This is a genomic window from Skermanella mucosa, from assembly GCF_016765655.2.
GTDB lineage: Bacteria > Pseudomonadota > Alphaproteobacteria > Azospirillales > Azospirillaceae > Skermanella > Skermanella mucosa.
This window is the reverse complement of sequence record NZ_CP086106.1, coordinates 3,464,016-3,489,420: the sequence shown is the minus strand read 5'-3', so window position 1 is coordinate 3,489,420 and position 25,405 is coordinate 3,464,016. Positions and strand designations below refer to the sequence as shown.

General features: G+C 67.6%; 25 protein-coding genes. 11 read left to right on the top strand and 14 right to left on the bottom strand.

Annotated elements, in window-relative coordinates; translation table 11 throughout:
- The first annotated feature begins 10 nt into the window (after positions 1 to 10).
- Positions 11 to 529, top strand: coding sequence for an invasion associated locus B family protein (locus tag JL100_RS16045; RefSeq protein ID WP_202681286.1), 519 nt, complete (start codon positions 11 to 13; stop codon positions 527 to 529).
- Positions 530 to 553: 24 nt separating this feature from the next.
- Here JL100_RS16045 and JL100_RS16040 read toward each other — a convergent pair whose 3' ends face one another.
- Positions 554 to 784, bottom strand: a complete 231-nt coding sequence (locus tag JL100_RS16040) for an SAM domain-containing protein (RefSeq protein WP_202681287.1) — start codon at positions 782 to 784, stop codon at positions 554 to 556.
- A 165-nt stretch (positions 785 to 949) separates the two neighbouring features.
- Between JL100_RS16040 and JL100_RS16035 the strand changes: the two genes are divergently transcribed.
- From JL100_RS16035 to JL100_RS16025, 3 genes are all read left to right on the top strand, one after another.
- The gene (locus tag JL100_RS16035) at positions 950 to 2,629 is read left to right on the top strand and encodes a thiamine pyrophosphate-binding protein (RefSeq protein WP_202681288.1); all 1,680 of its coding nucleotides are present in this window, start codon (positions 950 to 952) and stop codon (positions 2,627 to 2,629) included.
- A gap of 880 nt (positions 2,630 to 3,509) precedes the next feature.
- Positions 3,510 to 4,283: a M48 family metallopeptidase gene (locus tag JL100_RS16030; protein ID WP_202681289.1), complete on the top strand. Its 774-nt coding sequence runs from the start codon at positions 3,510 to 3,512 to the stop codon at positions 4,281 to 4,283.
- A 117-nt stretch (positions 4,284 to 4,400) separates the two neighbouring features.
- Positions 4,401 to 5,378, top strand: a complete 978-nt coding sequence (locus tag JL100_RS16025) for a zinc metalloprotease HtpX (protein WP_202681292.1) — start codon at positions 4,401 to 4,403, stop codon at positions 5,376 to 5,378.
- Positions 5,379 to 5,399: 21 nt separating this feature from the next.
- On the opposite strand, the gene JL100_RS16020 is transcribed toward JL100_RS16025, so the two are convergent.
- Positions 5,400 to 7,358: a methyl-accepting chemotaxis protein gene (locus tag JL100_RS16020; RefSeq protein WP_202681293.1), complete on the bottom strand. Its 1,959-nt coding sequence runs from the start codon at positions 7,356 to 7,358 to the stop codon at positions 5,400 to 5,402.
- 372 nt (positions 7,359 to 7,730) lie between these two features.
- Here JL100_RS16020 and JL100_RS16015 point away from each other — a divergent pair, with 372 nt between their 5' ends.
- Complete coding sequence (locus tag JL100_RS16015; protein WP_202681294.1) at positions 7,731 to 8,207, top strand: CBS domain-containing protein; 477 nt, start codon at positions 7,731 to 7,733, stop codon at positions 8,205 to 8,207.
- Here JL100_RS16015 and JL100_RS16010 read toward each other — a convergent pair.
- The 3 genes from JL100_RS16010 to JL100_RS16000 all read right to left on the bottom strand — a co-directional run bounded on the left by JL100_RS16010 (position 8,180) and on the right by JL100_RS16000 (position 10,344).
- Entirely contained in the window at positions 8,180 to 8,998 is an 819-nt protein-coding gene (locus JL100_RS16010; protein ID WP_202681296.1) for an ImuA family protein, read from the bottom strand. The two genes, JL100_RS16015 and JL100_RS16010, sit on opposite strands and share 28 nt — an antisense overlap.
- A gap of 94 nt (positions 8,999 to 9,092) precedes the next feature.
- Positions 9,093 to 9,500 carry a hypothetical protein gene (locus tag JL100_RS16005; protein ID WP_202681297.1) on the bottom strand — a complete coding sequence of 136 codons (408 nt, stop codon included), beginning with the start codon at positions 9,498 to 9,500 and terminating at the stop codon, positions 9,093 to 9,095.
- A gap of 100 nt (positions 9,501 to 9,600) precedes the next feature.
- A complete protein-coding gene (locus tag JL100_RS16000) occupies positions 9,601 to 10,344 on the bottom strand; it encodes a DUF1194 domain-containing protein (RefSeq protein WP_202681299.1) in 744 nt (247 codons plus the stop codon).
- Positions 10,345 to 10,520: 176 nt separating this feature from the next.
- On the opposite strand from JL100_RS16000, the gene JL100_RS15995 reads away from it, so the two are divergent.
- The 5 genes from JL100_RS15995 to JL100_RS15975 all read left to right on the top strand — a co-directional run bounded on the left by JL100_RS15995 (position 10,521) and on the right by JL100_RS15975 (position 14,247).
- Positions 10,521 to 10,682 (top strand): YqaE/Pmp3 family membrane protein, encoded by a 162-nt coding sequence (locus JL100_RS15995; protein ID WP_202681301.1) that lies wholly within the window; start codon positions 10,521 to 10,523, stop codon positions 10,680 to 10,682.
- Between the two features lie 6 nt (positions 10,683 to 10,688).
- Complete coding sequence (locus tag JL100_RS15990) at positions 10,689 to 11,087, top strand: DUF4112 domain-containing protein (RefSeq protein WP_202681303.1); 399 nt, start codon at positions 10,689 to 10,691, stop codon at positions 11,085 to 11,087.
- Positions 11,088 to 11,199: 112 nt separating this feature from the next.
- Positions 11,200 to 12,069, top strand: a complete 870-nt coding sequence (locus JL100_RS15985) for an RpnC/YadD family protein (protein ID WP_202681305.1) — start codon at positions 11,200 to 11,202, stop codon at positions 12,067 to 12,069.
- Between the two features lie 92 nt (positions 12,070 to 12,161).
- On the top strand, positions 12,162 to 13,514 hold the full coding sequence (gene hemN / locus JL100_RS15980; RefSeq protein WP_202681307.1) for an oxygen-independent coproporphyrinogen III oxidase: 1,353 nt from the start codon (positions 12,162 to 12,164) through the stop codon (positions 13,512 to 13,514).
- A 112-nt stretch (positions 13,515 to 13,626) separates the two neighbouring features.
- Positions 13,627 to 14,247, top strand: coding sequence for a glutathione S-transferase family protein (locus JL100_RS15975; protein ID WP_202681310.1), 621 nt, complete (start codon positions 13,627 to 13,629; stop codon positions 14,245 to 14,247).
- A gap of 30 nt (positions 14,248 to 14,277) precedes the next feature.
- Here the strand turns inward: JL100_RS15975 and JL100_RS15970 are convergent, their stop codons facing one another.
- The 5 genes from JL100_RS15970 to JL100_RS15950 form a co-directional block, all read right to left on the bottom strand.
- A complete protein-coding gene (locus JL100_RS15970) occupies positions 14,278 to 15,042 on the bottom strand; it encodes an SDR family NAD(P)-dependent oxidoreductase (RefSeq protein ID WP_202681311.1) in 765 nt (254 codons plus the stop codon).
- Positions 15,043 to 15,114: 72 nt separating this feature from the next.
- On the bottom strand, positions 15,115 to 15,612 hold the full coding sequence (locus JL100_RS15965; protein ID WP_202681313.1) for a YciE/YciF ferroxidase family protein: 498 nt from the start codon (positions 15,610 to 15,612) through the stop codon (positions 15,115 to 15,117).
- Positions 15,613 to 15,712: 100 nt separating this feature from the next.
- Positions 15,713 to 16,579, bottom strand: a complete 867-nt coding sequence (locus tag JL100_RS15960; RefSeq protein ID WP_201079813.1) for a carbohydrate ABC transporter permease — start codon at positions 16,577 to 16,579, stop codon at positions 15,713 to 15,715.
- An 8-nt stretch (positions 16,580 to 16,587) separates the two neighbouring features.
- Entirely contained in the window at positions 16,588 to 17,568 is a 981-nt protein-coding gene (locus JL100_RS15955) for a carbohydrate ABC transporter permease (protein WP_202681314.1), read from the bottom strand.
- A 3-nt stretch (positions 17,569 to 17,571) separates the two neighbouring features.
- Positions 17,572 to 18,915 (bottom strand): ABC transporter substrate-binding protein, encoded by a 1,344-nt coding sequence (locus JL100_RS15950; protein ID WP_202681315.1) that lies wholly within the window; start codon positions 18,913 to 18,915, stop codon positions 17,572 to 17,574.
- 251 nt (positions 18,916 to 19,166) lie between these two features.
- Here JL100_RS15950 and fghA point away from each other — a divergent pair, with 251 nt between their 5' ends.
- On the top strand, positions 19,167 to 20,009 hold the full coding sequence (gene fghA / locus JL100_RS15945; protein WP_323378206.1) for an S-formylglutathione hydrolase: 843 nt from the start codon (positions 19,167 to 19,169) through the stop codon (positions 20,007 to 20,009).
- Positions 20,010 to 20,039: 30 nt separating this feature from the next.
- Here fghA and JL100_RS15940 read toward each other — a convergent pair whose 3' ends face one another.
- From JL100_RS15940 to JL100_RS15925, 4 genes are all read right to left on the bottom strand, one after another.
- Positions 20,040 to 20,318, bottom strand: coding sequence for a helix-turn-helix transcriptional regulator (locus tag JL100_RS15940; protein WP_228420740.1), 279 nt, complete (start codon positions 20,316 to 20,318; stop codon positions 20,040 to 20,042).
- Positions 20,319 to 20,546: 228 nt separating this feature from the next.
- Positions 20,547 to 22,019 carry a cryptochrome/photolyase family protein gene (locus JL100_RS15935; protein WP_202681317.1) on the bottom strand — a complete coding sequence of 491 codons (1,473 nt, stop codon included), beginning with the start codon at positions 22,017 to 22,019 and terminating at the stop codon, positions 20,547 to 20,549.
- Between the two features lie 113 nt (positions 22,020 to 22,132).
- A complete protein-coding gene (gene pdeM, locus JL100_RS15930; RefSeq protein WP_202681318.1) occupies positions 22,133 to 22,828 on the bottom strand; it encodes a ligase-associated DNA damage response endonuclease PdeM in 696 nt (231 codons plus the stop codon).
- A gap of 90 nt (positions 22,829 to 22,918) precedes the next feature.
- On the bottom strand, positions 22,919 to 25,390 hold the full coding sequence (locus JL100_RS15925; RefSeq protein ID WP_407696859.1) for a ligase-associated DNA damage response DEXH box helicase: 2,472 nt from the start codon (positions 25,388 to 25,390) through the stop codon (positions 22,919 to 22,921).
- Between the last annotated feature and the right edge of the window lie 15 nt (positions 25,391 to 25,405).

Below are 25,405 nucleotides of genomic sequence, written 5' to 3'. Positions count from 1 at the left end.
GAGGATTTGCATGGTTCCGAAGATCCGGTCCCGTTTCGGCGCCGCCCTGCTCGCCCTGGCGGCCTTCGCCGCCGCCGGCCCGGCCGATGCCGCGGAGGAGAAGCGGTTCGAAGACTGGAAGCTGCAATGCGCCGACCGTGCCCCGGAAGGCCTGCCGAAATGCATCATCACCCAGAACGTGGTGTCGAGCGAGACCAACCTGGGGCTGCTGAGCGTGGCCGTCTATTTCCGGCCCGGTGTCGACACGCCGTCGCTGGGTTTCAACCTGGCGCCCCAGGCGGTCAAGGAAGCGGGCATGGTGCTCCAGATCGACGCCCGCCCGGCCTTGGAAATGCCGATCCAGGAGTGCAATCCCAACTTCTGCCTCGTCCGGGCCACCCTGCGGGACCAGGTGCTGACCATGTTCCGCAATGGCACGCGCGGCGTCGTGGCCTTCAAGATCCCGCCCGACCAGCGGATCGCGGCGCAGATCTCGTTCAAAGGCTTCACCAACGCGTTCAAGGCCCTGGAGCAACGCAAGGCCGGCTAGCTCTCGGCCCTCGGCTCCCGGCCCTCAGCGGTCGTCCCACTCGGCCTCGTCCGTGCGCAGCAGCTCGACCAGCCGGGCGACGCGTCCGTTCGCCGACTTGCCGAGATCGCCGCCGAGATAGTCGTCCGATGCGAGCCACGTCCGGGCCTCGGTGAGCTCGGCCGCCGTCGCCCCGGTGCCGATGATGCTGGCTATGCGCATGTCGTCCAGGCGGCCGCAGATCTGGATGACCTGATCGCGTGTCAGTTTGACCATTCGGGAACCCTCCCCGGTGGCTTCAGTTGTGGCTGGGTCAGCGGGGAGATAAGCGCCGGGCACGCCGGAATGCAATAGGGTTATGGGGGCGGCGTTGACAAGCCGGGCGGAGGGATCGAAACTCCCAGCCCTTCGCAAACGGTTCCGTCACTTCCAGGATAGGTCATGTCGAGCACTTCCAAGCCCCGTTCAGGTGGGCAGATCCTCGTCGATTCGCTACGCGTCCATGGCACCGACCGGGCGTTCTGCGTCGCGGGCGAAAGCTACCTGGACGTGCTCGACGCCTTCCACGACGCTCCCGACATCGATCTGGTCACCTGCCGGCAGGAGGGCGGGGCGGCCAACATGGCCGAGGCGGCCGGCAAGCTGACCGGAAGGCCGGGCATCTGCTTCGTCACCAGAGGACCCGGCGCCTGCAACGCCTCGATCGGCGTCCATACCGCCATGCAGGACTCCACGCCGATGATCCTGTTCGTCGGCCAGGTGGCGCGCGACCAGGCGGAGCGCGAGGCGTTCCAGGAAATCGACTACCGCCGCATGTTCTCGCCGGTCGCCAAGTGGGCGGCCCAGATCGACGATGCCGCCCGCATCCCGGAATTCGTCAGCCGCGCCTTCCACGTCGCCACGTCGGGACGGCCCGGCCCCGTGGTCCTGGCCCTGCCGGAAGACATGCTGCGCGACCGCGTCGCCGTCCCGCCTACCGGCCGGTACACGGAGGTTCAGGCCCATCCCGGCGCCGACGACCTGGCACGGGTCGCCGACCTGCTGGCGGCATCCGAGCGGCCGCTGGTCCTGGTGGGCGGCAGCGGCTGGACCGACAAGGCCTGCGCCGACCTGAAGCGCTTCGCCGAGGCCTCCCGCCTGCCGGTCTGTTCCTCGTTCCGCCGCCAGGACGTTTTGGACAACACCAGCCCGTCCTGGATCGGCGACCTAGGGACAGGCCCGAACCCGAAGCTGCTGGCCCGCGTCCGGGAATCCGACCTGCTGCTGGTGATCGGCGCCCGGCTGGGCGAGATGACGACCCAGGGCTACGAGCTGATCGACCTGCCGGAAACGCGCCAGACCCTGGTCCATGTCCACGCCTCCGCCGAGGAACTGGGCCGGGTGTTCCGGCCCGACCTGCCGATCCAGTCCGGTCCGGCGGCCTTCGCCGCGGCGCTGGCCCGCCTGGAACCCGTGAAGTCCGACCGCTGGCGGGCCTGGGCCGAAGCCGGCCGGCGCGACTTCCTGGAGTGGCTGAAGCCGGCGCCTTACGACGGCGCGCTGGACCTTGGCGCGGTCTCGGTCTGGCTGCGCGACCGGCTGCCGGCCGATGCCATCGTCACGATCGATGCCGGCAACTTCTCCGGCTGGGCGCAGCGTTTCCTGACCTACCGCCGTCCCGGCCGGCAGCTCGGCCCGACCAGCGGCGCCATGGGCTACTCGGTCCCTGCCGCGGTCGCCGCCAAGCTGGTCCATCCCGAGCGCATGGTCGTCAGCTATGTCGGCGACGGCGGCTTCATGATGACCGGGCAGGAGCTGGCGACCGCCATGCACACCGGCTCCGCCCCGATCATCCTGGTATTCAACAACGGCATGTTCGGCACCATCCGCATGCACCAGGAGAAGAACTATCCCGGCCGCGTCAGCGCCACCGCCCTGACCAACCCCGACTTCGCGGCATTGGCCCAAAGCTACGGGGCCTTCGGCGCCGCCGTCGAGCGGACGGAGGACTTCGCCCCGGCGTTCGAGGCGGCGGTGGCGTCAGGCAAGGCGGCGGTGATCGAGCTGCGCATGGACCCGGAGGTGATCAGCACCCGCACGACCCTGTCCGCCCTCCGGCAGCAGGCGTTGGGCAAGAAGTAGGGCCGGCCCGACCGTTCAGGCGGCGACCGGCAGGGCGGTCGCGATGCGGAGGGTCTGGCGCAGGACATTGGTGATGGCGTCGCCGATCGCGGGCAGATCGTCCGCGATCGCGTCGGCATCGCGGGGGGTACCGCGAGCCGCCGTCTAGGCCGTCCATACCGCGCCGTCGCCGCATGGCTGCTGCGGGAGCCGCCGCCCGCCCGAGCTGGTCGGCGGTAAACCCCGCCGTGTCGAGGGTCGGTTTGATCTTTTCCATGCGGACCAGCCTGATTCGTTGTTCCGGCAGGTGAAGAAGCCCGGCGTCGTCGTTCACGCTCTGGAAAGTATGGCCGGGAGGCTCGTCAGGATCCCATTCCACATGCCCGCTGAAATAGCTGCGATAGGCGTCGCGCAACCCTGGTGGCGTAGGGGCTACCGGAAAGGTGGCGGATGCTTCGAAGGCCGCCACGCGCTCGGCGCTTATGCGCTGGTCCCAAGTGAAATTATGGGCAGTGGCGCGGTCCGAGATCAGCTTGGAATCACGGCAAGCCGCGAGGGCGGCGATCAAATCAGGTGCGGTAAAATCCATGCTTCGGCTGCCGGACCGATCTATGTGTCGAATGATGCCTTATAGGCGAAAGTTTGATTAATTTAATAATAAACGGGAAATAATTTCTCTCGACCCGTCCTTGGAGTCGTTTCCTGACTTGCTTGGTTCGCCGCACATCGATGATGCCGATCAGGCGTTCGGCCTTGCCGGAACACTGGCGCAGGGCGCGCCGTTGTGCAATCCAATGGGGCCGATGGCCCGGCGCCATCCGGTAAGTCAAGGAACTGCAGGGGGTAAGCGTCTATGTGTGTGTGCCACGGCTCCGGAAATCACCATGAATCATCCAGCTCCATGGGACGGCGGGGCTTCATGGTGGCGCTGGTGGGGGTGAGCGGGACGGCGCTGGTCGGCTGCGTCGGCGCCGGTCAGACGGGCCTTGGCCTCGGCTTGGTCTCGGCGGAGGAGGTGCAGCAGCTCGGGCTGAAGAGCTGGCAGCAGATCCGGTCGGAGACGCCGGTGTCGAAGAACGCCACCTATCAGCGTGCGCTCCAGCAGGTCGGCACCAACATCCTGAGCGCCGTCGGCGAGAATCCGGGTCAGTGGGAAATGGTCGTGTTCCAGGGCAAGGAGGCCAATGCCTTCGCCCTTCCGGGCAACAAGATCGGCGTCTACGAAGGCATGTTCGCCATCGCGGAGAATGTCGACCAGCTCGCCGCCGTGGTCGGGCACGAGATCGGCCATAACCAGGCCGAGCACGCCCGCGAGCGGCTGAGTTCCGCGCAGGCCACGAGCATGGGGCAGCAGCTTCTGGGCGCCGCGCTCCAGATCGGCAACGTCGGCTACGCCGGCGAGCTTGCCGGGCTGCTGGGCGCCGGCATCCAGTACGGCTTGATCCTGCCTTATTCGCGCAACCAGGAGCTGGAGGCCGACAGCATCGGCCTGCTCAACATGGCGCGCGCTGGGTACGATCCGCGGGCATCCGTCCAGCTCTGGCAGAATATGCAGGCGGCCGGGCAGCGCGCACCCGAATTCCTGTCCACCCATCCGGCGCCGGATTCTCGGATCGCGGCCCTGGAAGCGAAGATGCCGGAGGCCATGAGCTTGTATAACCCTCGGCGGGGTTGAGGGGGTCGTTCGGGTTATTGACCCGGTCCGGCGGCGTTCCAACGTCTTGGGAGAGCCGGGTTCCAAGGACGTCTCCGTCGGGACCGGTCGTCCCGCTCCGGAACGGAAATCCGCCGCATGCCGCTTCCCTTGCCGAATTCCCGCCGCCATCGCTCGGCCAACCGCCTGCACACGGTCCTGCTGCTCGCCGGCATGATCGGGCTGCTGGTCGCCTGCGGCTGGATCGTCGCGGGGCCGGAGGGCGGCCTGTGGGCGCTGGTGCTCGGCGGCGTCAGCCTTGCCTTCGCGCCGCGCCTGTCGCCCCAGATGGTCCTGGGCATGTACGGCGCCGTGCCGGTCCATGCCTGGGACATGCCGAAGGTCACCGCGATCCTGAACGAGCTGGCCGAGCGGGCGGAGTTGCCGCGTCCGCCTCAGCTCTACTGGATTCCGAGCCCGACGCTGAACGCCTTCGCCATGGGAACCCGCGGCGATGCCGTGATCGCCGTGACGGACGGGCTGGTGCGCTCGCTGAGCGCCCGCGAGCTGGCCGGCGTGCTGGGGCACGAGATCACCCACATCGCCAACGGCGACCTGTGGCTGATGGGGTTGGCCGACACGGTCAGCCGGCTGACCCGCATGATGTCGCTGTTCGGGCAGATCCTCCTGCTGTTCAACCTGCCGCTGCTGATCGCCGGGGCCGTCACGATCCCGTGGGGCCTGATCCTGCTGCTGGTGCTGGCGCCGACGATCGGGGCCTTGCTCCAGCTGGCGCTGTCGCGCACGCGTGAATACGACGCCGACCTGGGAGGCGCCCTGCTGACTGGCGATCCCCTCGCGCTGGCGGGCGCCTTGAGGAAGCTGGAGCACTACGGCAGGGGCCTGTGGGGGTCGCTGATGATGCCGAACCGGCGCAATCCCAGCCCGTCGCTGCTGCGGACCCACCCGCCGACGGAGGAGCGCATCCGCCGGCTGATGGATCTGCGCGGGCAGCTCCCCGGCCGGCCGTCGCTGCCGGGGATCGACGCCCTGGCGCAGGGCGGCGCGCCCGTCGCCGGGCGCTTCCGCATCGTCCCGGCGCAGCCGCGCCACCGCCTGACCGGTCTCTGGTACTGACCTCTCCGGCGCTCCGGCCGATCAGCGTTTCAGCCGCTCGACGAAGGTGACGATCGCGCCGCCAAGCTCGTCGGATTTCTGCGTCAGGCTCTGGACCACCGTCAGCATGCCGGCCAGTTCCTGCCCGGACTGGGTGGCGACTTCGGAGATCTTGCGGATGTCTGTGTTCACCGCGATGGTCTGGGTGGCGGCCTGCTGGGTATCGCGGCTGATCGACATGGCCACGGCGGCCTGCTGCTCCAGGGCCGCGGCGGTGGCGCCGGCGCGGGCGCCCATCTCGTGGATGGTTTGGACGATGGCGCCGATGGCGTTCACCGCCTCCCGCGTGGTGCCCTGGATCTGGTCGATCTCGCGCCGGATGTCGTCGGTCGCCTTGGAGGTCTGGGTCGCCAGCGACTTGACCTCGTGGGCGACGACGGCGAAGCCCTTGCCGGCGTCTCCCGCCCGCGCCGCCTCGATGGTCGCGTTCAGTGCCAGCAGGTTGGTCTGCGCCGCGATGTTGGCGATCAGGTCCACGACGGTGCCGATCGCGGAGGCCGCCTGGGACAGGCTGACCACAATGTCGTTGGTCCGGCGCGCCTCGTGGGAGGCCGCTTCCATCGCGGCGGTGGTGGCGCTGGCCTCGCCGCGGGCGGTATCGATGCTGGAGGTCAGCTCCTCGATGGCCGCCGAGACGGAGGTCACCGACGCCGTGGCGGCACCCGCCGCGTCGGCCACGGCCTCGGCGGTGGAGGATGCCGTATAGGCCTGCTCCGACGTGGTGCGCGCCGACTGCTCGACGTTCGCCGTGGCGTCCCGGACGGCGGTCGCGATGGCACCGACCGACTTTTCGAAATCGGCGGCCGCGGTGACTTGGTCGGTGATCAGGCGCCAGGTCAGCAGCGGCCCCTTGTACTCGCCCCGGACGTTGCGCATCGCGCTGATGTTCAGGTCCATCCAGTCGTCGCCCAGCCGGATGCGGGCATGGTGCGGCAGTCGGTTGGGATCGGAGACGATCGCCCGGATGCGCTGCGGGTCGCGCTGGTGGAACACGTCGATGCTGCGACCTTGCAATCCTTCGACTGGGATGGCCAGATTGTGCGCAACCTTGTTGAGCGCTCCGACCGCGGCCGGGTTCATGTACTCGATCAGGAAGTCGGTGCCCGACGCGGTCATCACCGGCAGGTCGAGCTGTTCGATCACCTGCCGGCGGGCGAAGGCGTCCCCGACCGTGCCGCGAAGGTTGAGCAGGGCACGCGCGAGCCGGCCGATCTCGTCGGTCCGTTCGGTCGCGACGATCTCCACCTGGTCGTCACCCGAGGCCAGGGCGATGGCAGCCCGTTCCAGCCTGACGATCGGGTGGATCGCCCGTTTCAGGAAGAACCAAAGCGCCAGTCCGAACAGCGTCATGCCGACCGGCACATAGAGCGCGGCGGTCGTGATGGTCTCGTCGAAGGCATGGAAGACATCGTCCTTGGCGATGCCCACGAAAACGATTCCGGCGACCGCGCCGTTCCGGTCCAGCAGCGGGCGGTACCCGGTGAAATAGGCCCGTCCCAGGATGTCGGCCTCGCCGAAATAATCCTTCTTGTCGCGGAAGATGCTGTCGTACACCGGCCCCTGGGCCAGCTTCGTGCCGATCGCCCGGGTGCCGTCGGCCTTCAGCACGTTGGTTGCCACGCGGGTATCACCGGCGAAGATGGTGGCGACTCCGCCGGCCAGCCGCTGTACGCGGTCCACCAAGTCGAGATTGCCGTTCAGCGTGACGCCGCCGGCCGTCAGCATCCCGTCCTTCAGCTGGTACTCGGTGCCGATGGCGCGAACCTCGTTGAATGCGACCTCCAGCGTGATCCGCTGCCGCCGTGTGGCGTCGCTGCCGAGGCTGGCATGGAGCGCCGAGAGCAGGACCACTTCGATGACGACGGTCAGCGCTACCATGCAGAAGAGCGCGATGCCGGTCACCTTGGCGGAGAGCGGCAGCCTGCGCAGATGTCTGACCATATCCCCAACCTCGATCATGATTTAACAAATGAAGATAAAATGTATTATTTCGAGGAAACCATGCAAGGCCGGGCTTGGTTGAATCTGAGCGTGGCGTCGGATCTTCTGTAACTAAATTTCCATATGCCTCCCGCCGGAGGCTTCACCGGGTTCTCCTGGCGGTTCCTTCTTTCCCGGATTCAGCGGCCCCGTTTTTGTTCTTCATATCTTTAGGAGTAGTCTTTGGAAGATTGATCCAGGTCAAACCCTCTTCCATTAAGAGGTGAAACAATGAGCCTACAGTAATGGAGCGTTGCGGATCGCCGGACAATTCGTCGATGATTTCTGGTTTTACAAGGCGGTGACCGCACTGTCATGGGAAGGAGACCAGCCATGAAGATCAGCACCTTTCTGGACCTGAAAGGCCGGACCGTCGTGACGGTGCGCCCGAACGACAGCATTTCCAAGGTCGCCCACCTGCTCAAGCTGCACCGGGTCGGCTGCGTGGTGATCAGCGAGGACGGCAAGCATGTCGACGGCATCGTCGCGGTGCGGGACATCGTCTACACCATGGCCGAACGCGAAAGCAGGATCCGGCATCTCAGCGGAGCCGACCTGCTCGACGCGCCGGTCAGCTCGATCATGACCAAGGCGGTCAAGACCTGCGGGCCCGACGACACCGTGCGCCAAGTACTGGAGAACATGACTCGCTGGCACATCCTCCATGTGCCCGTGGTCGACCGAGGCGTGCTTTGCGGCATCGTCAGCGTCGATGACGTGGTCAAGCTGGCCATCGCGGAAATGGACCTGGAGAAGGGCGCGCTCCAGGACCGGGCGCGCCTTTACCAGACGCTGGAGGAACTGCGCTGAAGCGCCGGGCCTTCCCCAAGTCCGGCCACCGGCCTTGAGGAAGGCTCCGGGATGGAGGCGGCGTCCGGTATCGCCGTGAGGCCGGCGCCGTTCCATTCCACCAGCCACTCTCCCGGCCGGCCGCCCCGGCAGCGGATCAGGCCGACCCGCCAACGGGGTGCTCCCAGGCCGGGCTCGCCGGCATGCGGAACGCTGGGCTCCGGCCTCAGGCTCCAGCGCGTCACCGACGCGGTCGCCGCCAGCCGGGGGCCGGCGCCGCGCAGCAGGAACGCGGTCACGCCGCCGCTCTCGGCCGCCAGCTGAAGGCGGCGGCTGGCGACCATGTCGATGTCGCCGACCTCTCCCAGCACGGCTCGCAGGGAACGGCAGCGCAGGGATTCCTCGATCGCCCATAGGATGTCGCCGTCGCGCCGGGCGCGGACGGTGATCAGCCGGTCGGGCATCAGGCCGTAGGGCGTCAGCCCCGGCGCATGGAGATCGTCGCCCCGGGTGATCCAGACCACCTGGCCGCACCCCCCGGAATCCCCCCCGCGACCCTGGTGCCCGGCGATCCGGGCCAGCAGGGCGGCGCCGAATCCGCTGGCCGCGGCACCGGGCGGGCCGCCACCCCCGACGATCTCGTGCAGGCAGCCCAACGGCAGCCCGCCATCCGGCAGCATGCGGTCGATTTCCGGAACGCCGAGCGGCAGCAGGCGCTCGCCGTCGGCCCCGCCGATCCCCTCCATCCGCCGGATGCGCCCGCGCAATTCGGCCAGAGCCGCCGCCTTGGCAGCCTTGGATGGATCGGGCATGTGCTTGAATCCGCCGGCAGGTTCTAAAATGTTCACTTTTTGTTCTAATCCCAGGCCGGCACCGGTGTCAAGGTGCCGGTGCCAAGGTCCAGGGCTACAGAAGCGAGCGGACGAGATCCTTGCCGGGTCCCCCGGGGCGGCGCTTCTTGCCGGCCGCCGTGCTGACCAGCCGCGGCGCCTTGTTGAAATTCATGGTGATGATCAGGGTGGCGGCGTCCTTGATCACATAGAGCGTCTTCTCCGCATCGACCGGCAGGGGGATCTTGCGGCCCATGCAGAAGCCGATCAGCGCGGCGGCGACTTCCGCCTCCGGCAGGTTGACGGTCGTGACCTTGCCGTAGTCGTCCTTGATTTCCATGGCCGTCTCGACGGCCTCGCCGGTCTTGAACGTGACCGACTCGACCGTCCCCGCCGGCAGGGCCTCGCCGCGCTTGCGGCGGCGGTCGATGACGGCACCGACGACTTCGCGCTCGGTGAAGACGATGCAACGCAGTTCCTTCATGGCGCACCCCGGCAACCCGGCTCGTGGATGAGCCCACGCCAGCCTCTCGCGCGACCCTAGGAGGCAGAGGCTAAGAATTGATTAGTATGATCAACCATTCTCAGCCGGCGCCGGAACCCACCCCTGCGATCTCGCGGATCAGCTTGCTCAGGATGGCGGCGGCGAAATCGTCGAAGTCGCGCGCGGCGATGTAGAAGGCGCCGGGACCGCCGATGACGTTCTCCTCGTAATAGCGGTCCAGGTCGATCGGGGCCGGACCGCCCCAGGGATTGGGCCGGTCGTTCAGGATCGGCAGGCCGTTGATCGTGATGCCGGCCGCGACCGCCTCGTCCCGGGCCAGGGAAGGGGGGCGTCCGCGGTTGTTCACGCCGTCGCCCGAGATGTCGATCACCTGACGCACCCCCTCGAAGCCGTTGCCCTCGAACAGCGTCGCGGCATGGTCGATGGCGCCGCTCAGCGAGGTCCAGCGCGCCGTCGACAAGGGGGCGGTGCCGATCGCGTCGGAGAATTTCCGGGCCTCCTCCCGGTTGCCGATCAGGGTCCAGGGCACCACGATCCGCTGATAGTCTTCGCCCGCCCATTCCACATAGGTCACTGCGACGGCGCCGAACGGCCCGCCGCCCATGGCGGAAACAACCCGGTCGTCGGTCAGCGCCGTCACATAGCCGTCGCGCTGGAGGGCGGCCTCCTCCTCGTCGACGCTGCCGGAGATGTCCACTGCCAGGACCAACTCAAGGTCGACCGGCCGCTGGGCCAGGGCGGCGCCCGAAGGCCAGGCCGCCAGGAGACCGAGCAGGAGGGTGGAGGCCAGAAGGCCGGCGGTCGGAACGGAGCGGACGCGCATCAGGACCTCCTGCTGGAGAACGACCGGTCCATTGAACCAAGCAACGCAAATTCATGCAAGCTTCGGGTGCCGGGGGATGCTCCGGGTCGATTTCAAGATCCTGACGGAAGGAACGAAGCGCACCAAATAGTGTTTTGACGCTGCAATGACGAAATAGAGATCCGAAAGGCTGATCAATGGACGTTCTTAGAATTCTGCTTGCCATCCTGCTGCCGCCGGTCGGCGTCTTCCTTCAGGTCGGTATCGGTCTGCATTTCTGGATCAATATCCTTCTCACGATCCTGGGTTATATCCCCGGCATCATTCACGCCATCTACGTCATCATAAAGTACAAGTAACCCGAAATGACCTCCACCGCTTACAGTGCCGGCGACCGCGACGCCCAGATCGCCCATCTGGAGCGTCTGGCCGAACTGCTGGACAGCCGCTGGCGCATTCCGGGCACCAGCATCCCGATCGGGCTGGACGGCATCGCCAGCATCTTCCCGGTGGTCGGCGACAGCGCCACCGGCGTGGTCGCCGCATACCTGGTGTTCCAGGCCGCCCGCCTCGGGGTTCCCCGGAGCACGGTGCTGCGCATGCTGGGCAATGTCGGCGTCGACTGGGCCGTCGGCTCGATTCCAGTGGTCGGCACCCTGTTCGACATCGGATTCAAGGCCAACAGCCGCAACATCAAGCTGCTGCGCGAGCACCTGGAACGGGACCGCGATCCCACTGGGCGTCCGACGCTCCGCAGGGTCTGACAGCCTCGGAATCCCGCCGCCCCGCGTCACCGCACCGCATGGACCGGCGCGTGCAGAACCGCGATGGATTGCCCGCCGGGGCATGCCCCGGCATGCGGCAAGGGGCGGGGGCATGGCGAACACCTACGACGCGACGATCAAGGAACTGGTCTGGGCCGGCGCTCCGGCCCTGCTGAGGATGCTGGCCGGCGACCGGGTTGCCAGCTTCCTGTCGGCTGAATTCTCGACAGTGCGCCAGCGCCGCCCGGACATGGTCGCCGAGCTGGACGGCGGCGGCCTGTTCCACATGGAGTTCCAGGTCGGCCGCGAGGACATGGTCTGGCGCATGCTGGAATACTACGCCCTGATCTCCCGCCACCACGGCGGCGCCCCGGTGACCCAGCTGGTGCTTCATCTCGGCGAGCGCGGCGAGGGCGGCCCGCCCGGCATCCGCCACCCCAACCTGACCTTCCGCTACGAGGTGCGCTACATCGCCGACCTGGACGCCGGGCCGCTGCTCGACAGCCCGGCGCCGGAGGACGCGGTGCTGGCAATCCTGTGCCGATGCGACGATATTAGGGAGCGCGTCCGGCGCATCCTGGCCCGCCTGGCTCCGCTGCCCCGGCGCGAGCGCGCGGACGCCGCGGCCAAGCTGCTGATCCTGTCCCAGTTGCGCAAGGCGACTCCGGTCGTCAAGGAGGAGTTGGAGACCATGGCGATCCAGTTCAACATCAAGGAACACCCCTACCTCAGCGAGGTGTTCGCCCAGGGTCTGGAGGAGGGCAAGGCCGAGGGCCGCGAAGAGGGCAAGGCCGAGGGGCGGGCGGAAACGCTTCTCCGGCTGATCGAGCGCCGCCACGTCGCCGTGCCGGAGGAGATCGAACGCCGCATCCGCGCGGGGAGTGTCGCCGACCTCGACCGCTGGCTCGACGCCGTCATCGACGCGCCGGTCCTCACCGCCGCCGATCTCGACGCCATCCTGGCCGCGCCGCCGCGTCATTGAGCTTCCGGAGTACACCGCCCGGACCCCGCCTGTTTCGATCCTTTTGACCCAAATCAAGGCGGGGCAGGCGATCGGCGCGCAGTCTCGCCGTCATGAACGCAGATCTCATCGCCAAATACGACGGCCTCCGGGTCCCGCGCTATACCAGCTTCCCGACCGCGCCGCATTTCGGCCCGCAGGTCCAGGCGGGCGACTACCTGGCATGGCTGGGCGGGCTTCCCGCGGGGCAGGAGCTGTCGCTGTATTTCCACGTCCCGTTCTGCAAGTCCATGTGCTGGTACTGCGGCTGCCACACGAAGATCGTCGCCCGCTACGATCCGATCGCCGAGTACCTGGACCTGCTGATGCGGGAGGTCGACTTGGTTGCCGACGCGCTGCCCGGGACCATGCCGGTGCGCCACATCCATTTCGGCGGCGGCACCCCGACCATGATCGGGGCGGCCGATTTCGAGCGGCTGATGGCCCATGTGCGCGCCCGCTTCGATCTCGTTCCCGGCTGCGAGGTCGCGGTCGAGATCGACCCGCGCACCCTGACGCGCGAGGCCCCCGAGGCGCTTGCCCGCGCCGGCGTCAACCGCGCCAGCCTGGGCGTGCAGGACCTGGACCCCACCGTCCAGTCCGCCATCAACCGGGTTCAGCCCTTCGAGGTGACGGACGCCGCGGTCCGGGCGCTGCGCCGCAACGGCATCGACAACATCAACCTCGACCTCATGTACGGCCTGCCGCACCAGACCCCCGAAAGCTGCGAGGAGAGCGCCGAGCGGGTGATGGACCTGACGCCGGAGCGACTGGCGGTCTTCGGCTATGCCCATGTCCCCTGGATGAAGAAGCACCAGCGGCTGATCGACGAATCCGTTCTGGCCGACGCCCGCGGCCGGTGGAGGCAGTTCGACGCCATCGCGGCCGTGCTGGACGACAACGGCTACCATCAGATCGGCCTCGACCATTTCGCGCTGGAGTCCGACCCGATCACGATCGCCCAGCGCGACGGCACGCTGCGGCGGAACTTCCAGGGCTACACGACCGACGGAGCCGACGTGCTGATCGGCTTCGGCGCCTCCTCCATCGGCGCGCTGCCCGACGGCTATGTGCAGAACGATCCGGCGATGGAGCGGTATGCCGAGGCGGTCCGCGCCGGCCGCCCGCCGATCGTCAAGGGCAAGCGGCTGAGCGCCGACGACCGGCTGCGCCGCGACCTGATCGAGCGGCTGATGTGCGACCTGTCGGTCGACCTGGACGCCGTCGCGGCCCGCCACGGCGTCGCCTCCGACCTGTTCGAGCCGGACCTGGAGAAGCTGGCCCCGCTCGCCGCCGACGGGCTGGCCCGCATCGACGGTCACCGGATCACCGTTCCGGACGAGGTCAGGCCCCTGGTCCGAGCGGTCGCCGCGGCCTTCGACCCCTACCTCGACACCGCGGCGATGCGGCACTCCAAAGCGATCTGAACGCCCCGGGCTCTCCTCGCCTCTGGCCTTCCGAGGCGAATTGGGCCAAACATAGGGGTAGGCGGGCGCCGGGAGACGCCCGTTCAAGTCCGCTTGGAGAGAAGACCGCGCGATGATCACGCTCTACAGCTACCCGACCCCGAATGGGCACAAGGCCTCGATCATGCTCGAGGAGGTCGGGTTGCCCTACGAGATCATCCGGGTGGAGCTCATGCAGGGCGACAATCTGAAGCCCGAGTTCCTGGAGATCAGCCCGCTCGGCAAGATCCCCGCCATGATCGATCCCGACACCGACGGCGCCCCCCGTCGGGTCTTCGGGTCCGGCGCCATCCTGGAGTATCTGGCGGAGAAGAGCGGCCGCTTCCTCCCCTGCGAGGGCTGCGCCCGCACGGAGGTATGGAACTGGCTGTCCTTCGGCGTCAGCGATGTCGGCCCGACTTCGGTCGACATGTTCCGCTTTTCGGTCCGCGCCCCGGAAAAGCTTCCCTACGCGATCGAGCTGTTCAAGTCCGAGCTGCACCGCTGCTACCAGGCGCTGGAGACCCAGCTGGCTCGGACCGAATACCTCGTAGACGGCGACTACACGATCGCCGACATCTCGGTCTATCCGTTCGTCGCCGTTGCCGGCCAGACGACCCCGGCGCTGTTCGAAAGGTATCCAAATCTGAAGCGCTGGCACGACCTGATCGGGTCGCGGCCCGCCGTGCAGCGTGGCATGGCCGTCCCCGAATAGCGCGTCACGCGCCCGTCTCAGGTCCCCGTCTCAAGCCTGGGGCGGCTGGCCGTTCGACGCGCTCAGCCCGCCGTCCACCGGCAGGTTGACTCCGGTGACGAAGCGGGCGTCGTCGCTCGCCAGGAACGCGATCACCGGGGCAATGTCCTCCGGATCGGCGGCGCGTCCCAGCGCGATCCGTTCCTTGAACTTGGCCATCAACTCCGCGTCGTCCTTCATGTCGGCGGTCAGGTCGGTGAAGGTCAGCGACGGGTTGACCGCATTGACCCGCACGCCCTTGGCGCCCAGCTCCAGCGCCAGCGACCGGGTGAAGTTGGTCACCGCGCCCTTGGCGGCATTGTAGAAGCTCATGTTCCAGTCGCCGCCCAGCCCGGACACCGACGATACGTTGACGATCGATCCGCCCGTCTTGACCAAGTGCGGCACCGCCGCGCGGCAGCCATGGAAGACGCCGTTCACGTCGGTCGCCATCACGGCGTGCCAGTCCTCCACCGACGCCTCGGTGATCGGGCCGGTCGGCGCGATGCCGGCGTTGTTGACCATCACGTCCAGCCGGCCGAACCGCTCGACGGCAGCATCCACCAGCCTCTCGACCGCCTGCCGGTCGGCGACGTCGGCGGCATGGACCAGGGTGCGCTCGGCCGGCAAGTCCCCGGCGACCGCCTCCAACTTGTCGCTGGTCCGGCCGCACAGCACGACCGAGGCACCCTCTTCCGAGAAGCGGCGCGCGGTCGCGGCACCGATGCCCGACCCCGCCCCGGTGACGATGACGGTCTTTCCCTTGAAGCGTTCCACGTTGATCTCCAGAAAAGAAAACTCCCTCCCCTGGAGTCAGGGGAGGGAGCGATCGTAACAGTCAGCGTGCCGTCAGGCCGCCTTGAAGGCCCGCTGGTTGATCCCGCCTTCGGCCAGCTGGTTCAGCTTCTGGTCGGTCGCCTTCTCCTCGTTGAGCGTCTGCTCCAGCAGGTTGGCGACGTCGGTCATCCCGCAGGTCTCCGCCAGGGTGCGGAGCGCCCCGTAGCTGGCGATCTCATAATGCTCCACCTTCTGGGCGGCCATGACCAGCGCCACGTCCAGCACCTCCGGCGGATGCCCCTGGGACATGATCTCCTCGGCTTCCTCGATCAGGCCCTGGGTCGCCTCGCAGGTATTGCCGCCGGGATCCGCCTGGAGGATCTTGAAGACCTGCTCCAACCGCTTCACCTGGCCCTGGGTTTCCTGCAGGTGCGTCTGGAACGCCTGCTTCAGCTCCTGCGACGATGCGGCGTCGGCCATCTTGGGCAGCGCCTGGGTGATCTGCGTCTCGGCGCTGTAGGTGTCCTGAAGCTCTTCGATCAGAAGAGCCTTGAGTGCCTGTTCCGACATGGTGGTGTCTTCCCGCGCTGTTTTCCGTGTCGTCCAGGCCCGGACGGTCCGGACGACATGGGGATCAACAGCGCCCGCCCGGGATCGTCGCGGCCTCACCTCATTCCTTCACCGCCCCGGTCAGGCTCGACACATAGTGCTCGACGAAGAACGAGTAGATCACCGCCACCGGCAGCGAGCCCAGCAGCGCGCCCGCCATCAGCGAGCCCCAGTGGTAGACGTCGCCCTCGACCAGCTGGGTCAGCACCGCGACCGGCACCGTCTTCTTCTCGACCGACGAGATGAAGGCCAGCGCGTAGATGAACTCGTTCCACGACAGGGTGAAGGCGAAGATCCCGGCGGAGATCAAACCCGGCACCGCCAGCGGCAGCGTGATCTTCCACAGGATCTGGATGCGCGAGGCCCCGTCAACCAGCGCGCATTCCTCCAGCTCGTACGGGATCGACTTGAAATACCCCATCAGCAGCCAGGTGCAGAACGGGATCAGGAAGGTCGGGTAGGTCAGGATCAGCGCCAGCGGGCTGTCGTACAACCCGAATTGGAACACCATGGTCGCCAGCGGGATGAACAGGATCGACGGCGGCACCAGGTACGCCAGGTAGATCATCAGCCCGACCGTCTGCCCGCCCCGGAACCGCAGCCGCTGGATCGCATAGGCCGCCAGCACGCTGGCGAACAGGCTGATGAAGGTCGCGACCACCGCCACCGTCATGGTGATCATCAGCCACTGCGGATAATCAGTCTCGAACAGCAGCCGCTTGACGTTGTCCAGCGTCGGCGAATGGATCCACAGCGGGTTATAGTCCTTGAAGTTGTAAAGCTCCTCGTTCGATTTGAAGGTCGTCACCGTCATCCAGTAGAACGGGAACAGCAGGATGATCAGGAACGCCGACAGCGGGGCATAGACCGTGACCAGCTTCCGCGGCCACGTGTTCAGATAGTCCATCCCGACGCGTTCTTCAGCCATGGTGAACCTCAGTCATCGCTGCCCCCGTGCTGCCATTTCCGCCGGGCCAGCGCGAAGTAGCTGAACAGCGTCGCGAAGACCAGGAACGGGATCATCGCCACCGCGATGGCCGCCCCTTCGCCCAGCTGCCCGCCCGGGATCGCCCGCTGGAACGCCAGCGTCGCCATCAGGTGCGTGGTTCCCGCCGGCCCGCCCCGCGTGATCGCGTAGATCAACTGGAAGTCGGTGAAGGTGAACAGGATCGAGAAGGTCATCACGACCGCCAGGATCGGCATCAGCATCGGCAGGGTGACGTGCCGGAACCGTTGCCAGGCCGACGCCCCGTCCAGCGCCGCCGCCTCGTACAGGCTGGGCGAGATGGTCTGGAGCCCCGCCAGCAGGCAGATCGCCACGAACGGGATGCCGCGCCAGATATTCGCCGCGATCAGCGAGGCCCGCGCGTTGTTGGGCGTGCCCAGGAAGTCGATATACTGATCGATCAGCCCCATCTCGGTCAGCGCCCAGCTGATGATCGAGAATTGCGGGTCGTAGATCCACCAGAAGGCCAGCGCCGACAGCACGGTCGGCACGATCCAGGGCACCAGTATGATCGACCGGATCAGCGCCTTGGCCGGCAGGTGGTTGTTCAGCAGCAGCGCCAGCCAGAGCCCCAGCGCGAATTTCCCGATGGTCGCGATCACCGTGTAGAGCACGGTGTTGCTGACCGCGAGCCAGAACATGCTGTCGCGGAACAGCGACTGGTAGTTCTCCAGCCCGATGAAGACGCCCGCCCGCCCGATCCGGGTGTCGGTGAAGCCAAGCCAGATGCCGAGCCCCAGCGGGTATGTCAGGAACACCAGCAGCAGCGTCGCCGCCGGGAGCATGAACAGGAACGACAGCACAACGGGGTTGTCGAAGGTGCGCACGATCCAGGAATCCCGGGGCCGCGCGATACGCCTTTCCCGGACGGCGCCTGCCGCCCGGGGATCAGCCACGTTCTGATGGGCCATCAATCAGGTCCTGTAGTACCGCTCCGCACGCCGCTGCGCCTCGGCCGCGGCCTCCTTCGGCGTTGCGCGCCCGGAGCAGACCTGGGCCACCATGTTGTTGATGATGAAGTCGGCCAGCGTCGCCGCCGAGGCATAGCCCAGGCTGCCGCGATAGCCGTACCACAGCATGTTCTTCATCACCTCGCTATAGGCGGCGTGCTTCGGGTCCTCGGTCCAGATCGGGTTGCCGGCATAGGCCGCCAGCGGATGACTCCAATACCCGATGCTGGCCGTCTGCCACGGCGCGTACTGCTCCTTCTCGAAGATGAAGCGCAGGTACTCCTTGGCGGCGTTGGGGTACTTGGTGTGCTTGAACACCATGGTGTTGACCAGCAGCCCGGCCTCGGTCGGCTGTCCCACCGGCCCGATCGGGAAGCGGGCGTGGTGGATGTCCTCCGCCATGGCCTTGATCGCGGGATCGGAGCTGTTCTTGGCGGAATAATAGACCGAGATCCCGTTGGAGGTCAGGCTGATCTCCCCGGCCAGGAACGCCTTGTTGTTGGACGGATCCAGCCAGGACAGCGTGCCGGGAATGAACTGGTCGACCAGCTGCTTGCCGTATTCCAGCGCAGCGATCGTCTCCGGACTGTCGATGATGACCTTGTTGTCCTCGTCCACCAGGGCGCCGCCATGGGACCACACCAGCCAGTGGGTCCAGGTATTGCCGTCGCCCTGGGCGTTGCCCAGCGCAAAGCCCATGGGATGGTTGTTCTTCTTGAGGTTCTTGGCCAGCGTCAGGAAGTTGTCGATATCGGTCGGAATGGCGTCATAGCCGGCCTCGTTCACCCACGATTTGCGGTACACGATGGCGCCGCCCGAGGCGCCGATCGGCATGGCGATCCATTTCCCGTCGGAACCCTTGCCGTAGCGCTCGGCGATCGGATACCAGCCGCCATACTTCTTGCCGAGATACTCCGCGACCTCGGTCAGGTCGATCAGCTTGTCGGGGTACTGGTGCGGGTCGTCGTTCCAGGCCAGAACCACGTCCGGACCGCTGCCGATATTGGCGGCGACCGCCGTCTTGGGCCGCAGGTCCTCCCAGCTCTCGTTGTCCACCCGGACCTTGACGCCGGTCTCCTTGGTGAACTTCTCGGTATTCGCCAGGAACTGGGTCTCGTCCCCCTGGACGAACTTGGCCGGGCGAAGCACACGCAGCTCGGCGCCCTTCTCGACGGCGAATTTGGGAGCCGGCACGTCGGCCGCCATGACCTCGCCGAAGGCGGGGCGGTAGCCCAGCAGTCCGGCACCCGCCAGCGCTCCCGCGCCGACGCCCATCTTCAATGTGTCGCGTCTGGTGAACTTGTTCATTTCCGCATCCTCCCCGATCCGTTTCTTTTGATACTTTTAAATCAAGCCGGATTATTTCGCAGGTGCAGCAGTTCGGGGGCGATTTGTTCGCCCTTCCAAGTAAAGCCTACGCCCGGTCCAAACGCCTGTCACCCCTCTTGTATCGATACATACATGGGTACGCCCTTGACCCCCGTGGCTTGGCGTCCCACCATGCGGGCGCCGGTAACGACCAGGCTATTGAGACAAACGGAATACGAGGGAAACGCCCGATGAGTTTGGACCGCATCTCCAGCCATGCCTGCTTCGGCGGCACGCAGGGCATCTACCGGCATCGCTCGGCGAGCACGGGCACCGACATGGAAGTCGCGGTCTTCGTTCCGCCCCAGGCGGCCGACGGCCCCTTGCCGGTATTGACCTACCTGTCCGGCCTGACCTGCACGTGGGAGAACTTCACCGTCAAGGCCGGTGCCCAGCGCTACGCGGCGGAGCACGGCGTCATCATCGTCGCCCCCGACACCAGCCCGCGCGGCCTCGACCTGCCCGGTGAGCACGCCAGCTACGACTTCGGCTCCGGTGCCGGATTCTACGTGGACGCCACGCAGGACCCCTGGAAGACCAACTACCGCATGTACAGCTATATCCGCGACGAGCTGCCCGGCCTGATCGCGTCGGAATTCAAGATCGATTCCGCCCGCCAGGGCATTTTCGGCCACTCCATGGGCGGGCACGGCGCCCTCGTGATGGCGTTCCGCAATCCCGATCGCTACCGCTCGGTCTCCGCCTTCTCGCCGATCGTCTCCGCGTCCCGCGTTCCCTGGGGCGAAAAGGCCCTGGGCGGCTACCTGGGACCCGACCGCGAGGCCTGGAAGCAGTACGACGCTTCCCTGCTGGTCGAGAAGGGCGGCTGGAAGTCCCCGATCCTGGTCGACCAGGGCACGTCCGACCAGTTCCTGGAGAAGGAGCTGAAGCCCGAGCTGCTGGAAGAAGCCTGCGCCAAGTCCGGCACGCCGCTGACACTCCGCCGCCAACCCGGCTACGATCACAGCTATTATTTCATCGCCACCTTCATGGGCGACCACATCGCCCACCACGCCAAGCTGCTGAAGGCCTAGGGCGCGACAGGGCAGGGGACCGGCGGCGCCTCACCGCTTGTTCCCGGTCCCCATGTTCCGGGGAACGAACCCGACCGTGAACCCGAACGCCCGTGCGATCCGGTTCAGCGTCTCGACAGTCGGGTTTCCCGCCCCGGTCTCCAGCTCGGAAACCTGCCGCCGCGTTAGCCTGAACACATTGCCGAACTGCTCCTGCGTCAGGCCCATGGTCCTTCGCACCTCGGCGACCGCTTCGGGCAACCTCAGCTCTCCCCGGCTTGCCCGCTCCGCCAGCAGGCGCCGCGCCTCCAGTGCCTCTTCCCGGCTCACGGCATGGATGGATTTTTGTCCTAACTTCCTGTATGCTTTCGCCCCATCAACGCCATTCGACCATCTTCCCCGACGGCAGGAGTTCCCGGTGAGCCAGCCGGCGTCCGGCGGATGCTCCTCCGCGACCTTCGTCCGTCGACGCGGATCATGACATTTGCGGCCTTCCTCCCGGGGGGGCATGTTGACATGACGCGCCCTCGACCATCACGAATGCTGACATCTGCGGCCTCAGCCCGGGGGAGCGACTTTCCCAGCCGCCTTGACCGCCCGGAAGGCCTCCAGCGCCCGGTCGCGTGCCGCGCCATGGTACACGATAGGCTTCGGATAGGTCCGGCCCAGCGCCACGCCGGCCTTCGCCAGCACCTCGGCCGGGGCGCTCCAGGGTTCGTGGACGTAGCGGTCGGGCAGCCGTTCCAACTCCGGCACATACCGCCGCACATAGCTGCCGTCGGGGTCGAACTTGCGGCCCTGGAGCACGGGGTTGAACACTCGGAAGAACGGCGCGGGATCGGCGCCGCAGCCGGCGATCCACTGCCAGTTCGCGCTGTTGTTGGCGGCGTCCGCATCGACCAGCGTGTCCCAGAACCATTCCTCCCCCGCCTGCCAGGGCAGCAGCAGGTCCTTGACCAGGAAGGAGCCGACGATCATCCGAACCCGATTGTGCATCCATCCCGTCCGCCAGAGCTGGCGCATCCCGGCATCGACGATCGGATATCCTGTCCGCCCCCGCTGCCAAGCCTTCAGGCCGGCATCGTCGTTCCGCCAGGGCAGGGCCTTGAACCGGCTGTCCATCGGCTCCGTCCTCATGTCGGGGTTGGTCAGCAGAAGCCCGTGGGTGAATTCCCGCCAGCCGATCTCCCGCAGAAAGGCCTCCACCGCGGGCTCAAGCCCCGTCGCCGCTTCGGCCCGGTGCCGCGTCGCGTGCCAGACCTGCCGGGGGGAGATCTCGCCCCAATGCAGGTGCGGTGACAACCGTGAGGTGCCGTCCCGGCCGGGACGATCGCGGCCGGTCCTGTAATCCCGCAGGATCGCGTCGAGGAAATCCGCGAGCCGCTCCGCCGCGGCCCCCTCGCCGGGGGTCCAGTCCTCCCGCAGACCTCCGGCCCAGTCGGGCGAGGTCGGCAGCAGTTCCCAGGCGGCCAGGGAATCCGATGCCACCGCACTCCCCGGCGGCGTCAGCGCCGCGGGTGCGGGCAGCGGGCGCGCCGGATCGTGCGCGGTGGAAAGCGTCTTCCAGAACGGCGTGAAAACCTTGAAGGGCGTTCCGGCCTTGGACCGTACCTGCTCGGGCTCGACCAGCAAGCCGCCGTTGAAACTCTCGACCGCGACGCCGCGCTTCGCCAGCTTCTCCCGTACGGCCGCATCCCGCCGGGCCGCCGCCGGCTCGCACTCGCGGTTCCATACCACAAGGCCGGCCCCGGTCTCGGCGATCAGGCGATCGAGGATCTCCCCGGCCGGCCCCCGGCTCAGCACCAGCGGCGAGCCCAGCCGGGCGAGCGCCGCACCCAGCCTCTCCAGGCTATGGTGAAGCCACCAGCGCCCGGCGCCTCCCGGCGGCCTCACGCCGTCGGCACCGCCATCGTCCAGCAGATACAAGGGGATCACCGGCGCCCCGCTCTCCGCCGCATGGTGAAGGGCGGGATTGTCGGCAAGGCGCAGGTCGTGGCGAAACCAGACGATGACGGGAGATCGCGATGTCATGGGGACTTTGCAGGCGGGGAGGGAACGGCGGCGGGGCAGGGCGCCCGCTCCAGCGATCTATACCCCTTCGCCGCCGGATCAATCCACGGCATCCGCCGGACCGCTCCCGCCGCTCAGTACACCCGCTCCAGGTCCGGCTCCAGCCGGGCGCTGGGAAACTCGAACAGCCGCTCCCTGCCCATCATATGGACCTGGAACCGCCGGCCCAGCAGCGGCGCCAGCGCGCGGTCCAGCACGTTCAGCCCGCCCGTATAGGCGCCGAACGACGGCATGATCAGCCGCCGCCCGTCACCGGCGAAACACCGCGCGCGCACCCGCCGGCCCCGCACCCGCACGGCGGCGACCGGGTGATAGTGGCCGGAAACCTCGCCTCCCGCCCCGGCGGTCGCCTCGTGACGGAAGCACAGCGGCCCCAGGACGACCGTATCCTCGATCCGGCCGCCCAGATGCGCCGGCGGCTCCGGGTCGTGGTTGCCGGTTATCCAGATCCAGTCGCGGCCTGCCGTCAGCCGGGCGATCCGCTCGGCGTCCGGACGCGACAGCCGCTCGGCGGCGCGCCGGTCGTGGAAGCTGTCGCCCAGGCAGATGACGGTCTCCGGCCGTCGGCTCTCGATCAGCGCCTCCAGCCGCGCCAACGTGGCTCCCGTGTCGTAGGGCGGCAGCAACTGGCCGCGCTGGGCGAAGGCCGAACCCTTCTCCAGGTGCAGGTCGGCCACCACCATCAGCCGCTTCTCCGGCCACAGCAGCGCTCCGGACAGGTCGGCCACCAGGGGCACGCCGTTCAGGATTAAATTCTCTGGCGAATTCACGAAAAATCCGATACGTTCACTTTAAGTTCCGGCGTAGGTGTCGCCGATCGGGGAGGGCGCGTCAATTGCAAACCACAGGGATGGGCGCGTCTATATCGGCAGCATCCCCTGGTCCAGCGCCCGGCCGCCCTTCAACTCCGGCATCGCCTCGTCGATCAGCTCCTGTTCCGCCTCGCCCAGCAGATCGTCCAGCGCCGAGCCGGAAACCTGCTCGCGGCCGACCTCCAGCAGGACGGGGACGGCCAGTGGCGACACCCGGGCCAGCGCCCGATGCATGATGCGGCCCTTGACCCGGGCCAGCATGTCGGCCAGCCGCCGCACGTCGGTCAGCCCGCCCGCAGCATCCGCCCGGGTCGCCCGCAGCAGCACATGGTTCGGCTCGTGCTTGCGCAGCACGTCGTAGATCAGGTCGGAACTGAAGGTCACCTGCCGCCCCGTCTTCTCCTGACCGGGATGGCGCCGCTCGATCAGGCAGGAGATCACGGCCACGTTTCGGAAGGTCCGGCGCAGCATGCTCGATTCGTCCATCCAGGCTTCCAGGTCGTCGCCCAGCATGTCCTGGTCGAACAGGGCGTCCACGTCCCGGACCGGTCGCAGGCTCCAGACCGACAGCACATAGTCGGTCGCGACGAAGCCCAGCGGCTTCAGTCCGGCGCGCTCCATCCTCCGGGTCAGCAGCATGCCCAGCGTCTGGTGGGCGTTGCGCCCCTCGAAGCAGTAGGCCACCAGGAAATGCTGCTTCCCGCGCGGAAAGCTCTCGACCAGAAGCCCTTCCCGCGGCGGCATCACCGACCTCAGCCGCTGGAGGCGCAGCCATTCCTGCACCGCCGCCGGCAACTCGCCCCAGACGCCGGGGTCCGCCAGCATGGCCCGGACCTCGTCGGCCAGATGGGTGGACAGCGGCATCCTGCCGCCGGCATAGGCCGGCACCTTGGGGTCGCCCTGGCCGCCCCGGGCGCAATTGACATAGGTCTCCTGGATACCGAGGAATTTCAGCAGCTGCCCGGCGAACAGGAAGGTGTCGCCCGGTATCAGCGACTGCACGAAGGACTCCTCGACCTCGCCCAGCACCTGAGACCGGCCCATCCGGACCTTGAGCGTCACCGCCGCGACGATCGTCCCGACATTCATGCGGTACTGGCGGGCGACCACCGGCCCGGCGACCCGGTACAGCCCGTCCTCCTCGTTCCGCGCCAGCCGCTTGAACCGGTCGTAGCCGCCGAGCGCGTAGCCGCCGGTCGCGACGAAGTTCAGCACGTCATCGAAATCCGCGCGGGTCAGGGCGGAGTAGGGCGCCGCCGAGGTCACCTCGGCATAAAGTTCATCCGCGTCGAACGGGGCAGCACAACCCATGCCCAGGATATGCTGGGCCAGCACGTCCAGCCCGCCGGGGCGAGGCGGGTCGCCGTCCAGGGTATATGTCGCGATCGATTGGACGGCGGCGCGGCATTCCAGCACCTCGAACCGGTTGGCCGGCACCAGCACGGCGCGGCTCGCCTCGTCCAGCCGGTGGTTGGCCCGGCCGATCCGCTGGAGCAGCCGGCTGACTCCCTTGGGCGCCCCGACCTGCACGACCAGATCGACGGCGGCCCAGTCGATTCCCAGGTCCAGGGACGAGGTCGCGACCACCGCCCGCAAGGCCCCGCGCGCCATGGCGGCCTCGACCTTGCGGCGCTGCTCCGCCGCCAGGCTGCCATGGTGGAGCGCTATCGCCAGCCCGTCCTCGTTGATCTTCCAAAGCTCCTGGAACACCAGTTCGGCCTGCGCGCGGGTATTGACGAACACCAGCGTGGTGCCGGCCCGGCGGATCTGCTCATACACTTCGCCCAGCGCGTGGACCGCCATGCGGCCGGACCAGGGCAGTCGCTCGCGGGTCGTCAGGATATCGACCTGGGCGCGGGCTCCCGACCGACCGGTGACGGTCCGCACGTCGCCGCCCCCGGCCTTGCCGGTCTTCGACAGGTACGCGACCAGATGGTCCGGGTGAGCCACCGTCGCCGACAGCCCGACGCGCCGCCCGCCGGGCGCCAGCTTCGCCAGCCGCGCCAGTCCCAGTGCCAGCAGGTCGCCGCGTTTCGTCCCGGCCAGGGCGTGCAGCTCGTCGATCACGACGCAGCGCAACCCCTTGAAGATCTTCTCCGCGTCCGTATAGGACAGCATCAGCGCCAGGCTCTCCGGCGTCGTCATCAGCACCTGCGGCGGCTTGGACCGCTGGCGCTGGCGCTTGGCGGCGGAGGTGTCGCCCGTCCGAGTCTCCGTCCGGATCGGCAGGCGCAGCTCGGCGACCGGGCTTTCCAGGTTGCGCTGGATATCGACCGCCAGGGCCTTCAGCGGCGAGATGTACAGCGTGTGCAGTCCGTCGCGGGGCCGTTCCGACAGGTCGATCAGGCTGGGCAGGAACCCCGACAGCGTCTTGCCGCCGCCGGTGGGGGCGATGAGCAGCGCGTCGGCGCCCTCGCGGGCGGCCCTCAGCATCTCGATCTGGTGGGCATGCGGCGACCAGCCGCGATTGGAGAACCAGCCGAGGAAGTTCGGCGGCAGCAGCGCATCGTTCTGAACCATGTCATCCATGACAGC

Excerpts from the sequence above, each read along its gene's own strand:
- JL100_RS15955 (WP_202681314.1), bottom strand. The coding sequence starts at position 17,568 with ATGGCCCATCAGAACGTGGCTGATCCCCGGGCGGCAGGCGCCGTCCGG.
- JL100_RS15935 (WP_202681317.1), bottom strand. The coding sequence starts at position 22,019 with ATGACATCGCGATCTCCCGTCATCGTCTGGTTTCGCCACGACCTGCGC.
- JL100_RS15990 (WP_202681303.1), top strand. The coding sequence starts at position 10,689 with ATGACCTCCACCGCTTACAGTGCCGGCGACCGCGACGCCCAGATCGCC.
- JL100_RS16005 (WP_202681297.1), bottom strand. The coding sequence starts at position 9,500 with ATGAAGGAACTGCGTTGCATCGTCTTCACCGAGCGCGAAGTCGTCGGT.
- JL100_RS15995 (WP_202681301.1), top strand. The coding sequence starts at position 10,521 with ATGGACGTTCTTAGAATTCTGCTTGCCATCCTGCTGCCGCCGGTCGGC.
- fghA (WP_323378206.1), top strand. The coding sequence starts at position 19,167 with ATGAGTTTGGACCGCATCTCCAGCCATGCCTGCTTCGGCGGCACGCAG.
- JL100_RS16020 (WP_202681293.1), bottom strand. The coding sequence starts at position 7,358 with ATGGTCAGACATCTGCGCAGGCTGCCGCTCTCCGCCAAGGTGACCGGC.
- hemN (WP_202681307.1), top strand. The coding sequence starts at position 12,162 with ATGAACGCAGATCTCATCGCCAAATACGACGGCCTCCGGGTCCCGCGC.
- JL100_RS16025 (WP_202681292.1), top strand. The coding sequence starts at position 4,401 with ATGCCGCTTCCCTTGCCGAATTCCCGCCGCCATCGCTCGGCCAACCGC.
- JL100_RS16030 (WP_202681289.1), top strand. The coding sequence starts at position 3,510 with ATGGGACGGCGGGGCTTCATGGTGGCGCTGGTGGGGGTGAGCGGGACG.
- JL100_RS16045 (WP_202681286.1), top strand. The coding sequence starts at position 11 with ATGGTTCCGAAGATCCGGTCCCGTTTCGGCGCCGCCCTGCTCGCCCTG.
- JL100_RS16000 (WP_202681299.1), bottom strand. The coding sequence starts at position 10,344 with ATGCGCGTCCGCTCCGTTCCGACCGCCGGCCTTCTGGCCTCCACCCTC.
- JL100_RS15965 (WP_202681313.1), bottom strand. The coding sequence starts at position 15,612 with ATGTCGGAACAGGCACTCAAGGCTCTTCTGATCGAAGAGCTTCAGGAC.
- JL100_RS15925 (WP_407696859.1), bottom strand. The coding sequence starts at position 25,390 with ATGGTTCAGAACGATGCGCTGCTGCCGCCGAACTTCCTCGGCTGGTTC.
- JL100_RS15960 (WP_201079813.1), bottom strand. The coding sequence starts at position 16,579 with ATGGCTGAAGAACGCGTCGGGATGGACTATCTGAACACGTGGCCGCGG.
- JL100_RS15975 (WP_202681310.1), top strand. The coding sequence starts at position 13,627 with ATGATCACGCTCTACAGCTACCCGACCCCGAATGGGCACAAGGCCTCG.
- JL100_RS16015 (WP_202681294.1), top strand. The coding sequence starts at position 7,731 with ATGAAGATCAGCACCTTTCTGGACCTGAAAGGCCGGACCGTCGTGACG.
- JL100_RS16040 (WP_202681287.1), bottom strand. The coding sequence starts at position 784 with ATGGTCAAACTGACACGCGATCAGGTCATCCAGATCTGCGGCCGCCTG.
- JL100_RS16035 (WP_202681288.1), top strand. The coding sequence starts at position 950 with ATGTCGAGCACTTCCAAGCCCCGTTCAGGTGGGCAGATCCTCGTCGAT.
- JL100_RS15985 (WP_202681305.1), top strand. The coding sequence starts at position 11,200 with ATGGCGAACACCTACGACGCGACGATCAAGGAACTGGTCTGGGCCGGC.
- JL100_RS16010 (WP_202681296.1), bottom strand. The coding sequence starts at position 8,998 with ATGCCCGATCCATCCAAGGCTGCCAAGGCGGCGGCTCTGGCCGAATTG.
- JL100_RS15950 (WP_202681315.1), bottom strand. The coding sequence starts at position 18,915 with ATGAACAAGTTCACCAGACGCGACACATTGAAGATGGGCGTCGGCGCG.